We start from the raw sequence: 12,849 nt of genomic DNA, 5'->3' as shown, positions 1-12,849 counted from the left end.
AAACCGGCTTAGTCCTCGTAACGACGGAAAATCAACGTACCGTTGGTGCCACCAAAACCAAAGGAGTTGGACAGGGCAACACGAACATCCGCTTTGCGGCTCTGGTTGGCAACCAGGTCCAGATCACAGCCTTCGTCCGGGTTGTCCAGGTTAATGGTCGGTGGCAATACGCCCTCACGGATAGCCAGAACGGAGAAAATCGCCTCAACCGCACCGGCAGCCCCCAGCAAGTGCCCCGTCATCGATTTGGTACTGCTCATGGCCAGTTTACTGGCGTGATCGGCAAACACACTCTTCACCGCGGCCACTTCGGCCACGTCTCCCACCTGGGTCGAAGTGCCGTGAGCATTGATGTAACTAATTTCGGAGGGTTCAATGCCCGCATCCCGAATGGCGTTCTTCATGGCACGCGCGGCGCCCTCGCCGGACTCCGGCGGAGCAGTGATATGGTGGGCATCGTCGCTCATGCCAAACCCGATCACCTCGCCGTAAATGGTCGCACCCCGGCGCTGGGCATGCTCCAGGTCCTCAAGCACCAGAACCCCGGCGCCATCGCTCAGCACAAAGCCATCCCGCTCCTTGTCCCAGGGGCGGCTGGCCTTCTCCGGCTCATCGTTGCGGGTAGACAACGCCCGGGCTGCGGAGAACGCCGCCACGCCGGTGCGGGTGGTGGCCATTTCGGAGCCACCGGCCAGCATCACATCGGCATCGCCGTAGGCAATGGTTCGCGCAGCGTAACCGATATTGTGGGTACCGGTGGTGCAGGCCGTGGTAATGGCGATATTGGGCCCGCGATAACCAAAGCGAATCGCCACGTTTCCGGAAATCATATTGATAACGGAGGCCGGCACGAAGAACGGAGACACCTTCCGCGGCCCCGACTTGTCCATGGCAAGCACGCTTTTCTCAATGAACTCCAGCCCACCGATACCGGAGCCGATGGCAACGCCGACCCGCTCGCTATCCAGTTCGGAATACTGATCCAGACCACTGGCTTCCACTGCCTGCTGCGCAGCGATCAAACCATAATGGATGAAGGCATCCAGTTTCCTGGCATCCTTTGGGGACAGGTAGGGCTCGATGTCGAGATCCTTGATGGCACCGCCTATCCGGGTGTTGTAACCGGAAGCATCAAAGCGATCGATCATCCCTATTCCGCTCCGCCCTGCCCGGATTCCTTCCCAAGAGGACTCAACACTATTACCCAGCGGCGACAGCATGCCCATGCCCGTAATCACAACACGTCGTTTAGTCATAACCCCTTTCACCTGATTTGGACTATGTGAAACCGAAAACTGATTGAATCTGAATGGTCAGCCAATAAAAAAGCCGTCCTCAGATTTTACACAAGGACGGCTTCGGGCCTGGCTTATAAAACGTGCAGAGTATCAGGTGTGCGCGACGATGTAGTCGATCGCGTCCTGAACACTGGCCAGCTTTTCGGCCTCTTCATCAGGAATCTCGGTTTCAAATTCCTCTTCCAGGGCCATAACCAGCTCAACGGTGTCCAGTGAGTCAGCGCCAAGATCCTCTACAAAAGAAGATGAGTTCTGAACTTCGGACTCTTTAACGCCCAACTGTTCACAAACAATCTTCTTCACGCGCTCTTCAACTGTACTCATAATGTCCTCACTTTTGTGTCAACCAAGCAACTTAAGTGCTGCCAGTTTAGTTTAAACCCTACCTGCAAACAAGCAGGGATTCTGTCAAACATGTTGTGCGACAAGGAGTTGCGCACAAGCCCGGAAACGGGCTTATCCCATGTACATGCCGCCGTTTACGTGAATGGTTTCACCCGTTACGTAACCGGCCGGTTCCGACGCCAGAAAGGCAACCACGGCTGCCACTTCTTCCGGCTCACCCAGACGACCTGCGGGTATGACTTCCAGCATAGCCTCGCGTTGCTTATCGTCCAGTTTTCGGGTCATATCCGTGTCGATAAATCCGGGCGCCACGCAGTTTGCGGTGATGCCACGATTCGACATTTCCTTCGCCAGGCTTCGGGTAAACCCTTCCACGCCGGCTTTCGCAGCGCAGTAGTTACCCTGCCCCGGATTGCCCATGCCCGCTACTACGGAGCTGATATTGATGATCCGCCCCCAGCGAGCCTTGGCCATCCCACGAAGCACCGCCTTGCTGGTGCGGTACACACTGGAAAGGTTGGTTTCCAGCACGGATGTCCAGTCATCGTCCTTCAGACGCATGAGGAGGTTATCACGGGTAATACCGGCGTTGTTGACCAGAATCACCGGTGCGCCGGATTTTTCCGTCACCGCTTTCAGCCCGTCCTCGATGCTGGCGGGGTCCGCCACGTTCATCACGATGCCGTAGCCTTTCAACCCGGCATCTTTTATGGCAGCCGAAATCGATTCAGCACCCTCAGCGCTGGTCGCCGTACCTATAACCTCGGCGCCCTGCTCTGCCAATGCCCGTGCGATGGCCTTGCCAATACCCCGGGTCGCACCAGTAACCAGTGCGGTTTTGCCTTCAAGAGACATATCTTGCTCCCTTTGTCCAGAACAGCTCAAGGCTGTTTTTTTCAGGACTTTTCAAGATGGTTCAGGACTTTTCAGGATGGTTCAGGACTGTCCGAATGCATCCATTGCTTTCGCGAGCGCATCCGGCTCTTCGATTCCATACACCGACAAATTGCGGTCGATACGCTTGATCAGACCAGCAAGAACCTTACCAGCCCCACATTCCACGGCAACCTGTACGTCACTGGCAACCAGCGCACGCACAGAGTCGGTCCAGAGCACCGGCGAATACAGCTGCTTGACCAGGTTGGCCTTCAGTGTATCGGAATCCTTCTCCGCCGAGGCGTTAACATTCTGTATAACGGGGATGACAGCATCATTAAAGCTGACTTCGTCCAGCGCGGCGGCCAATTCCTCAGCAGCGCCTTTCATCAGCGCACAATGAGAGGGCACACTCACCGGCAATGGCATGGCCTTACGAGCCCCTTTCGCCTTGCAGGCTTCGATCGCGCGCTCCACCGCTGCAGCGGAGCCGGCAATCACAACCTGCCCCGGCGCATTAAAATTGACGGCGGAAACCACGTCCCCGTTGGCTGCGTCTTCGCACGCAGCAACCACGTCAGCGTCTTCCAGCCCCAGAATGGCAGCCATCTTGCCCTCTCCGGCAGGCACTGCATTCTGCATCAGCTCGCCACGCAGGCGCACCAGCTCGATGGCATCGAGATAGTCCAGGCTTTCCGCCGCTACCAGTGCACTATATTCACCCAGGCTGTGGCCCGCCAGAAAGTCGGGCTTCTTGCCGCCTGCAACAAACCACTGACGCCACAGGGCGACACTCGCCGCCAGCAACGCAGGCTGGGTTACCGTAGTCTGGTTGAGCTCTTCTGCAGGGCCTTTCTGGCAAAGGTGCCACAGATCATAACCAAGATGTTGAGACGCTTCAGAGAAGGTCTGCTCAATGATGGGCCAGTGCTCGGCAGCTGATGCCAGCATGCCTACTGACTGCGCCCCTTGTCCGGGAAAAATAAAGGCTGATTTCATAAGCGGGATCTTACCGTCATTGGAGGGTTGCGGGAGATTAGCCAATAGTACAATTTAAGACATCATCTCACCAATGTACCGGCTTCAGGGGACAGACTTTAGTCTCAGACAGGTCAAACCATCAAATCATCCAGGCGCTCATTGATGCGCTGGGGCACCTCCAGTTCAACTTCCTTGACGGCCTGACGAATGGCGGAGAGCATGGCGCGCTCATTGGCGTTCCCGTGACTCTTGATCACCACGCCCTGCAGACCCAGCAGGCTGGCGCCATTATGGCGGGAGGGGTCCATCAACCGCAGCAAACGACCAATAATCGGGCGGGCCAACAGCCCCACGAACCGCCCGTACAATGTGCGGGTAAAGGTTTGCTCCATCAACTCTATCAGCAGGCCGGCCACCCCTTCCCCGGTTTTCAGGGCAATGTTACCGACAAACCCATCGCAAACCACGACGTCGGCCACATCGCGGAACAGATCACTGCCTTCCACGTACCCGATATAGTTGATGGTATCGCACTGGGCCAGCATGTGAGACGCAAGGCGAACCTGCTCATTGCCCTTGATTTCTTCCTCACCCACATTCAGCAACGCCACCCGGGGCTCTGGCTGGGCACAAATAGCGGACGCCATCAGCGAACCCATAAGGGCATACTGATAGAGATTTTCAGCGGTGGAATCGACATTGGCGCCCAGGTCCAGCACATGGCACCGACCGCGCAGGGAGGGGATCAACTTGGAAATCGCCGGGCGCTCGATACCCGGGTACATGCGAATAATGGAACGACCAAACGCCATCAGGGCGCCGGTATTGCCCGCACTCACGCAACCCTGGGCTTCACCGTCACGCACCAGACCGAGCGCCACGGCCATGGAAGAATTGCGTTTGTGCCTGAGCGCGTGGGAGGGGCGCTCGTTCATCCGAACCACATCCGCCGCTTCGACGATGCGAATCCGGGAATGCCCTGGATCCAAAAAAGCCTCGAGCTCGCTCCGGATACCAACCAGAACAAGACTCAAGGCTTCATTTTCGCGCACCGCATCCAGTGCCGCGGAGGCAACCACTGCTGCCCCGCGATCACCGCTCATGGCATCAATCGCAATGGTGACTGACGTCACCCTTTTTGCATCCGGCACTGGATTGCGGCCTGATTGCAACGAATTACTCGTCGCGCGCTTCGATTACCTGTTTACCACGGTAAAAACCGTCCGGAGACACGTGGTGACGACGATGAACTTCGCCAGTAGTGGTGTCAGTGGACAGAGTTGTCGCGCTCAGGGCGTCGTGTGAACGGCGCATGCCACGCTTTGAGCGGGTCTTTCGGTTTTTCTGTACAGCCATGATTATGCTCCTGACCTGTTAACGTGAACTAAAACAGTAACGTGTGTTCGTTAATAACGCGCTGGCTTCCCGCAGGACACCGCGCCCGGTTAATGCTTCTTCGTTTTGAGATCCGCCAGCACACTGAACGGGTTCTCGCCTGGTGCTTTCTCCGGCGCGGCCGGTTCACCATCAGGCTCGTATGCTTCCAGATCTTCCCGGGCCGGACAGTCGTTCCGGTCGTGAAGCGGGAATGGTGGCAGCACCAGCAGCAGTTCGTCTTCACACATGGACCAGAGGTCCGCGCTGAATTCGTCCGTCAGGAACGGCTCCAGCTCCTTCGGTAACTGCTGCGCCTGTTCATCGCTGGTAACGAGCCCCAGTGTAAATTCTGAATCCAGTGCCTGGTGCATGGCATTCATGCAACGCTGACATTCCAGATCGACCGGAGCCTGCAACTCACCCGATACGATGCGACGACGCTGACTGTCCATGGTGAATGACAGTCGAACCCGGCACACGGCCCCTTCGTCATACCCCAATATCGCTTCACGGAAACGTGACAATCCGCTCAGAGGAATCTCTCCCTCCAACACGGTGTTCTGCTCCGCCAACCGATAGGGATCGACAGATCTGGGCAACTCGGCGTTTGACGCTTTTGACATAGGCGCGCAATTTTAGGGGCCCGACCGGCCGCTGTCAAAGACTTCATTGCCTTTTGCGCAACGGTTCCGGTATGAATAGGTGTATTCTACGACAAATCCCGGCACGACCGGTGCAAAACAGGCAGATTCATGAAGTCGCAACCATTACTACTCGCCTCATCCTCCCCTTATCGCAGGGAATTGCTGCAACGGCTCGGCCTGCCGTTTACCTGTGCCAGCCCCGGCATCGATGAATCCATTCAGCCGGGCGAGTCCGCCGAAGGCCTGGCCATCAGACTTGCCGCCGAAAAAGCCGGGGCACTGGCACCCACCCACCCCGGACACTGGATCATCGGCTCGGACCAGGTCGCCTGCCTGCCGGACGGCACCATCCTCAATAAACCGGGCAACCATGAAGCAGCCATTCGCCAACTCACCCGAAGCAGCGGCCAGCAGGTGTCCTTTTTAACCGGACTTGCGCTGATCAATGCTGACACCGGCGTCGCCCTGACCCATTGCGAGCCATTTCAGGTTCACTTCCGCACTCTGGAAGGCGCGGAAATAGAGCGTTACCTGGAACGGGAACAGCCCTATGACTGCGCCGGCAGCTTCAAGATGGAGGGCCTGGGCATCGCGCTGTTCGAATCCCTTGAAGGCCGGGACCCGAACAGCCTGGTCGGCCTGCCGCTGATCGCGCTGATCGACATGCTGCGAGCCTGGGGACTGAATCCCCTGCTACGCTAGCACGCCCCCTTATCGGAGTTCGAAGCGAGCTTCCATCATGCGGTCGGCCAGGGCATTACCAATAGACACCCCGAACTGGTCAACAAATCCCTGCAAGGGAGATTTGCGACGACTGTAATCCACCAGATCTTCCTCGCCAATGACCTGGCGAGCCACATGGGATGTGCTGCCGAGACCATCAACCAGCCCCAGCTCCAGCGCCTGCTCCCCACTCCACACCAGGCCGGAGAATATGCGCTCGTCATCAGTCAGGCGGTCGCCACGCCCCTGCCGGACCTTCTCGATAAACTGGTTGTGGGTGGTTTTCAGCACATCCTGCCAAAACGCCACTTCCTCGCCATCTTCCGGTGAGAACGGGTCAAGAAACGCCTTGTTCTCACCCGCGGTATAGAGGCGGCGGTCAACCCCCACTTTTTCCATCGCCTCTGTAAACCCAAAGCCGCCGGCCACCACGCCGATGGAGCCCACCAGGCTGGCCTTGTCGGCGTATATTTCATCCGCAGCCGCTGCAACGTAATAGGCGCCGGACGCACCAATATCGGAAATAACGGCATACACTTTCTTGTCCGGGTGCTCACCACGAAGACGACGTATCTCATCATAGACGTAGCCGGACTGGACCGGACTGCCACCGCCGCTGTTGATACGCAGCACAACCGCAACGGAATTATCCGCCTCGAACGCCTCACGCAGGGAGCCGACGATATTGTCAGCGCTGGCCAACTCATCCGCGGCTATGACCCCGTCAATATCGACCAGAGCAGTGTGCGCCCCGGTGGCCGCGTCCAGACTGCCACCCAGGGGAAACTTAAAAATAAACAGAAGGGCAAACAGGTAGGTGAATGTCAGCAATTTGAAAAAGATTCCCCAGCGGCGACTTTTCCGCTGCTCGGACTGAAGTGAAAGCACCAGTTTTTCAATCAGCTTCCAGTCACGGCCGCTTTCCGGCGGCAGGTTCGGCTTCTTACCACCCTTGGGCGACTGACTCTCCACGGGGGTATCCCCCCACTCGGGTTTGTCGTCAGAATTCCAATCACTCATACCCAGCTTCCCTTAATGACTACTGATACTGCTTACAAACCCAGCACTTCCCGCAAATCCTGCACGGATTCGACAATGGCGTGTGGCGCATAATGCCCGAGAACATCCCGCTTGTGGACACCCCACTCAACTCCGATGGACGGCATTCCGATGCGCTGAGCCATTTCAAGATCGTAGCGGGTATCGCCAATCATCACTGCCTCGGCGGGCTCGATTCCATAAAACGTAATGATTTCCTTCAACATAGCCGGATCCGGCTTGGAACGGGTTTCGTCGGCACACCGGGTAATATCGAAGTGAGGGCCCAGCCCACTGGACACCAACGCACCTTCCAATCCCCTCCGGCTTTTGCCCGTCGCTACCGAACACCCCTTGCCGCCGAGGCGAATATCCGCCACCACATCCGCCATGCCCTCAAACACATTCTGGGGCGTGGTCACCTTGGCAAAAAAGTACCGGGCATAACCTTCACGGATCGCGCTCATTTCCTCACGGCTGATGCCCGGGTAGAGCTTTTCCAGCGCCTCCACCATTCCCAGCCCGATGATGTCCCGGTATGCCTCACGCTCACGCGCCGGGTAGCCCAACTCGGTGGCGGCCTGATGAAGGCTGTCCGCAATATGCTCCACGGAATCCACCAGGGTGCCATCCCAGTCAAAAATTATGACTTTAACGTCCATAAAACTGTTCCTGCTCTCCCGATAAACCGGCACAAAAGCCCGGAATTACCGGTTTGAATTGCGACGTGACGCCAGCCTGTCGAGAAACTGCTGAAACGCATCGTCATAAGCTGCTTCCAGCCGCACCGGCTCGCCGGTCACGGGCAGGGCAAACTCCAGCGCACGGGCGTGCAGCATCAGCCTCTGCCCGCCAGCCGCACGAAACGCTTTCAGGCTGACATCATCCATATACTTGTCATCCCCGGCAATCGGATGACCGGCCCACAACGCATGCACGCGAATCTGGTGGGTTCGGCCCGTCACCGGTGACGCCTCGACCAGACTGTAACCGCTGAAGGCCGAGAGACACCTGAACGTGGTCAGCGAAGCCTTGCCCGCTTCATCCACCCTGACCCGACGCTCACCATTGGGCATTTCATAACGCAACAGGGGCTGCTCCACCCGATTCACGCCATCAGGCCAGTCACCTGCGACCAGCGCGTGATAGTGCTTGCGTATACGCCTCTGGCGCAACTCCTCCTGCAGGTAACGCAGGGCCGACCGTTTCTTGGCCACCATCACCAGACCCGAGGTATCCCGGTCCAGGCGATGCACCAACTCAAGGAAACGGGCTTCCGGGCGGGCTGAACGCAGCACTTCGATCAGCCCGAAGCTCAGACCGCTCCCACCATGCACGGCGATGCCAGCGGGCTTGTTCACCACCAGCATGTGCTCGTTCTCAAAGACGATGGCGCTTTCCATCACCCCCTGCACCCGCGACCCCGGCGCCACCTGCTCCGGTTTTTCCTTGCGCGTCACTGGAGGAATACGCACCTCATCGCCGGCCTTGATCCGGGTATCCGGCTTGACCCTGCCCTTGTTGACCCTGACTTCGCCTTTGCGAATCACGCGATAGATGATGCTCTTGGGAACGCCGCGAAGTTGCGCCAGCAGAAAATTGTCCAACCGCTGCCCCTCGTTATCCTCATCCACAGTGACCCGACGGACGCCCTGACGAACCTCGCCGGTGTTGGCCTCTGCTGGCGCAGAAGCATGCTGCGGCCGACCTCCCGTTCTCGGCTTCTGATGCTGGGCAGGTTTGCTCCGCCGGGAGCCGGAACGCTGTGCCTGCCTGTTTTTGGGCGCTTTGGACATGGATACCTTATCGGTGATGTGAATGCGGGATTGAAGACCCGGAAGAATACTGTTATATTCCGGCGTGCTTTGCCGTTTGTCTACGGCCTGACCTAATGAGTCAGAAGCCGGAGCGGCAGAAGTATACCGACACTATTTGAGAGTTTGAACGCCGCAAGCCCAATCATTACCGGGTACGGCGATTAAAATGCTCCCCGGCCATCACGGCATGCCACATAAAGGCCTCTGACCGGATCCCGGGAGAGTGAAAACAACCGTACGGAAAACCGTCGGGCGACATCGCGAAGAATCATTACCAGCACGCAGGGCCGGGCCGTCCAGCATACGAATACGACGTGAGACCCAGGCACCAGTGTGAACCTGAAAACGGATAACATGCGTCAACAGACACTTACCTTACACGACATCTCCCTGCCCTTAGGCAGACGGACCGTCGGCGGTGGTCTCAGGCTCACGGGACAGTTTCCCCCAAGGGCCTGATCCGTCTGGCCGCCGGTTCGCTTCAGCAGTAGGAAGCCCGCGGCACGCACGTTCTGCTTCGCAGATGCATCTCCCCCCGGTTTTCTGTCAAAACCAAACGACAGGAATCCTTTCATTCCATGAAAAGAATGCTAATCAATGCAACTCATCCTGAAGAGTTGCGCGTCGCCCTCGTTGACGGCCAGCGTCTGTTTGATCTTGATATCGAATCCAGCTCCCGTGAGCAGAAAAAAGCCAACATCTACAAGGGTCGCATTACCCGCGTAGAGCCCAGCCTGGAAGCCGCGTTTGTGGACTTCGGCGCGGAGCGGCACGGTTTTCTGCCCCTGAAGGAAATCTCCAAGGAGTACTTCAAGAAATCCCCGGGACAGATCGAAGGCAAGATCAACATCAAGGACGTGGTCTCCGAAGGCCAGGAAGTCATTATTCAGGTTGATAAGGAAGAGCGTGGCAACAAGGGCGCAGCCCTGACCACCTTCATTTCCCTCGCCGGCCGCTACCTGGTGCTGATGCCCAACAACCCCCGTGCCGGCGGCATTTCCCGCCGCATCGAAGGCGAAGAACGCGCCCAGCTGAAAGAGGCCATGAACGACGTTCAGGTGCCCAAATCCATGGGCATCATCGTTCGAACCGCCGGAATTGGCCGCTCCACGGAAGAGCTCCAGTGGGACCTCGATTATCTGGTGCAGTTCTGGGAAGCCATTACCCAGGCCGCCAGCGAGCGCAAGGCGCCGTTCCTGATCCACCAGGAAAGCAACGTTATTATCCGCGCCGTGCGTGACTACCTCCGCCAGGACATCGGCGAAGTACTGATCGACGCACCGACCGTCTACGAAGACGTACTGAATTTTGTACGCGCGGTCATGCCCACCTTCGAGAACAAGATCAAGCTGTACAAGGATGAAATCCCCCTGTTCAGCCGCTACCAGATCGAAGGTCAGATCGAAACCGCGTTCCAGCGTGAAGTGAAACTGCCTTCCGGCGGCTCCATCGTCATTGACCCGACCGAGGCGCTGGTGTCCATCGACATCAACTCCTCCCGCGCCACCAAGGGCCATGACATCGAGGAAACCGCGCTGCAGACCAACCTGGAAGCCGCGGAAGAAATCGCCCGCCAGCTCCGCCTGCGCGATATGGGCGGCCTGATCGTGATCGATTTCATCGACATGACCCCGGCCAAACACCAGCGCGAAGTCGAACAGAAGATGCGCGAAGCGCTGGAAATCGACCGTGCCCGGGTTCAGGTCGGCAAGATCTCCCGCTTTGGCCTGCTGGAAATGTCACGCCAGCGCCTGCGCCCTTCCCTGGGTGAAACCCGTAGCGAAGTGTGCCCGCGCTGTGAAGGCCAGGGCACCATCCGGGGCATTGAATCCCTCGCCCTGAGCATCATGCGCCTGGTCTACGAGGAATCCTCCAAGGAGAAGACTGGCGAAGTCCGCGCCATTGTTCCGGTTGCCGTAGCGACGTTCCTGCTTAACGAGAAACGCAAGCAACTGGCCGACATTGAAGCTCGCCAGGAAGTGAGCGTTGTCGTGGTTCCGGCACCACACATGGAAACGCCGCACTTTGAAATCGTCCGTATGCGCGACGATGAATCAGGTGCCGAGCATGTATCCAGTTACCAGGTTGCCGAAGAATACACCCAGCGTGAAGAAGAGGTGTTCGAAGCACCTGCCGCCCAGCAACCGGTTCGTGAACAGGCTGCCGTAAAAGCCATCCGGCCGACCGCCCCGGCACCGGCTCCGACCAAGACAACCGTTGCAGCCAATGATCAGGAAGAAGGCCTGTTCCGCAAACTGGGCCGTAAGATCGCCTGCTTCTTCAGTGGTGACGATGCCACTGCCGAGTCCGAACAGCAACAGACCGCCCGGACCGCTCGCGAGGATCGCCGCAACCAGGGTCGTCAGGATCGCCGCAAATCCCGTGTCGCAAGAGAGGATGGCCGTTCAGGCAACCGCAGCGGCAACGATCGCAGGCAGTCAGGCCAGCAAAACCGGGGCGACGACAACCGCAATCGCAACCGTAATCGTGGCGACGACCAGAGCCGCGGTGGCCAGCAGGCTCGTCAGGGTTCCGATAACAAGGGCTCCGATAACAAAGGTGGCGATAACCGTCGCGGCGGTCAGGGTCGTGGCCAGGGCCGCAACCGCCCACAGCGCGATCAGAAAGACCAGCGCGACCAAAAGGATCAGAAGGACAACCGCGAGCAGCAGGACAACACCGCCAAGGGCGCTCCGGAAAAAGCCGGCAGTGACGACAAGCGCCGCAAGCCGCGCCGCGCCCGCAACCGTGATGGGTCGCCAACTGAAACTCCGGCATCCACCCCGGCGGATCGCAAGGCGTCTCGCAGCGAGCGGCATCAGAAAGATACCCAGCCGGAAGAGCATCAGGATACCTCCAGACCGGAGGTGAAAGCCGATGCCAAGCCCAAGGCTGCAGAGACCCAGACGCCAAAGGCCGAGAACAAACCTGCTGAAAAGACTGCCAAGGCAGAAAGCCAGGCCCCGGCCAGGGCTGAGAAGAAGTCTGAAAAGCCTGAGCAGAAAGACGAACCAAAGACCGCCGAGAAGACCCAGAGCGCTCCTGCTACAGCCTCTGAGACGAAGGCGGAAGCCAGCTCCGAGCGCAAGCCCGCACGGAAGCAGCCGGCGAAAAAGACAGAGAGCAAGACTGAGAGCAAGGCAGAGGATCAAGCCGCGCCATCACAGCCCGAAAAGCCGGCAGCAGCAACCGCAGACAAGCCTGAAAAGAAAGACAAGGCCGCGGAAGCGCCCAGGACCGAAAACAAGGCAGCTGACAGCAAGCCGGTGACCACCAGCGAGGCTCCGAAAGCCACTGAAGCGCCGGAAGCTGACGCAAAGCCAGCTGATCAGGACAAGCAACCTGCTGAGGCCAAAGCGCAGGCACCGAAGGCGGATGCCGCCAAGCCAGAGGCACCGGCCGCTGAAACCGTGGCTGAGCCAAAAGCTGAAAGCAGTCCCGAGCAGCCGGCGCCCAAGGCAGAAAAACCAGCGGCACAACCGGAAAAACCGGATGCCAAGGTTGAACCAGCGCCTGCAGAAAAGCCGGCAGAGGCAGCAAAGCAGCCCAAGCCTGAGGCCAAACAGTCGCAGCCCGAGGCAAAACAGCCTGAGCCAGAGACCAAGCAGCCGGAGAAAGCAGCCGAGCAACCAAGCGCTGAAAAGGCACCGGAAGTACCGGTAACGCCTGGACGTGCCTACAATGATCCGAGAGAAGTTCGCAAACGTCAGCGAGCGGCGGAAGAGGCCAAAAAGGCCGGGAGTAACTAAG

12 protein-coding genes are annotated in these 12,849 nt (G+C 58.4%); 2 read left to right on the top strand and 10 right to left on the bottom strand.

The genetic code is table 11. The annotated features are described in order from the left end of the window. Positions 1 to 8: 8 nt before the first annotated feature. From fabF to ACJO5Y_RS02620, 7 genes are all read right to left on the bottom strand, one after another. Positions 9 to 1,256 carry a beta-ketoacyl-ACP synthase II gene (fabF, locus tag ACJO5Y_RS02650; protein ID WP_406984844.1) on the bottom strand — a complete coding sequence of 416 codons (1,248 nt, stop codon included), beginning with the start codon at positions 1,254 to 1,256 and terminating at the stop codon, positions 9 to 11. Between the two features lie 132 nt (positions 1,257 to 1,388). Continuing rightward, on the bottom strand, positions 1,389 to 1,622 hold the full coding sequence (gene acpP, locus ACJO5Y_RS02645) for an acyl carrier protein (protein ID WP_012136033.1): 234 nt from the start codon (positions 1,620 to 1,622) through the stop codon (positions 1,389 to 1,391). A gap of 132 nt (positions 1,623 to 1,754) precedes the next feature. After that, the gene (gene fabG, locus ACJO5Y_RS02640) at positions 1,755 to 2,498 is read right to left on the bottom strand and encodes a 3-oxoacyl-ACP reductase FabG (RefSeq protein WP_406984842.1); all 744 of its coding nucleotides are present in this window, start codon (positions 2,496 to 2,498) and stop codon (positions 1,755 to 1,757) included. A gap of 81 nt (positions 2,499 to 2,579) precedes the next feature. Further along, a complete protein-coding gene (gene fabD, locus ACJO5Y_RS02635; protein ID WP_406984841.1) occupies positions 2,580 to 3,518 on the bottom strand; it encodes an ACP S-malonyltransferase in 939 nt (312 codons plus the stop codon). 113 nt (positions 3,519 to 3,631) lie between these two features. After that, on the bottom strand, positions 3,632 to 4,633 hold the full coding sequence (gene plsX / locus ACJO5Y_RS02630; protein WP_406984840.1) for a phosphate acyltransferase PlsX: 1,002 nt from the start codon (positions 4,631 to 4,633) through the stop codon (positions 3,632 to 3,634). 43 nt (positions 4,634 to 4,676) lie between these two features. After that, positions 4,677 to 4,856 (bottom strand): 50S ribosomal protein L32, encoded by a 180-nt coding sequence (rpmF, locus tag ACJO5Y_RS02625; protein WP_406984839.1) that lies wholly within the window; start codon positions 4,854 to 4,856, stop codon positions 4,677 to 4,679. Positions 4,857 to 4,945: 89 nt separating this feature from the next. Next, complete coding sequence (locus ACJO5Y_RS02620; protein ID WP_406984838.1) at positions 4,946 to 5,500, bottom strand: YceD family protein; 555 nt, start codon at positions 5,498 to 5,500, stop codon at positions 4,946 to 4,948. Between the two features lie 129 nt (positions 5,501 to 5,629). Between ACJO5Y_RS02620 and ACJO5Y_RS02615 the strand changes: the two genes are divergently transcribed. Continuing rightward, positions 5,630 to 6,223, top strand: a complete 594-nt coding sequence (locus ACJO5Y_RS02615) for a Maf family protein (protein WP_406984837.1) — start codon at positions 5,630 to 5,632, stop codon at positions 6,221 to 6,223. A gap of 9 nt (positions 6,224 to 6,232) precedes the next feature. Here ACJO5Y_RS02615 and ACJO5Y_RS02610 read toward each other — a convergent pair whose 3' ends face one another. From ACJO5Y_RS02610 to rluC, 3 genes are read right to left on the bottom strand one after another with little or no spacing between them, the layout of a single operon-like run. Further along, entirely contained in the window at positions 6,233 to 7,264 is a 1,032-nt protein-coding gene (locus ACJO5Y_RS02610) for a S49 family peptidase (RefSeq protein WP_406984836.1), read from the bottom strand. Positions 7,265 to 7,296: 32 nt separating this feature from the next. After that, complete coding sequence (locus ACJO5Y_RS02605; protein WP_406984834.1) at positions 7,297 to 7,944, bottom strand: HAD family hydrolase; 648 nt, start codon at positions 7,942 to 7,944, stop codon at positions 7,297 to 7,299. A 45-nt stretch (positions 7,945 to 7,989) separates the two neighbouring features. After that, positions 7,990 to 9,078, bottom strand: coding sequence for a 23S rRNA pseudouridine(955/2504/2580) synthase RluC (gene rluC, locus ACJO5Y_RS02600; protein WP_406984832.1), 1,089 nt, complete (start codon positions 9,076 to 9,078; stop codon positions 7,990 to 7,992). Positions 9,079 to 9,677: 599 nt separating this feature from the next. Between rluC and rne the strand changes: the two genes are divergently transcribed. Continuing rightward, entirely contained in the window at positions 9,678 to 12,848 is a 3,171-nt protein-coding gene (gene rne, locus ACJO5Y_RS02595) for a ribonuclease E (RefSeq protein ID WP_406984831.1), read from the top strand. The last annotated feature ends 1 nt before the right edge of the window (position 12,849 follow it).

The organism is Marinobacter alkalisoli, assembly GCF_045449855.1.
In the GTDB taxonomy this organism is placed as follows: Bacteria; Pseudomonadota; Gammaproteobacteria; order Pseudomonadales; family Oleiphilaceae; genus Marinobacter.
The sequence above is the reverse complement of the archived record's forward strand: the minus strand, read 5'-3'. Positions and strand labels throughout refer to the sequence as shown.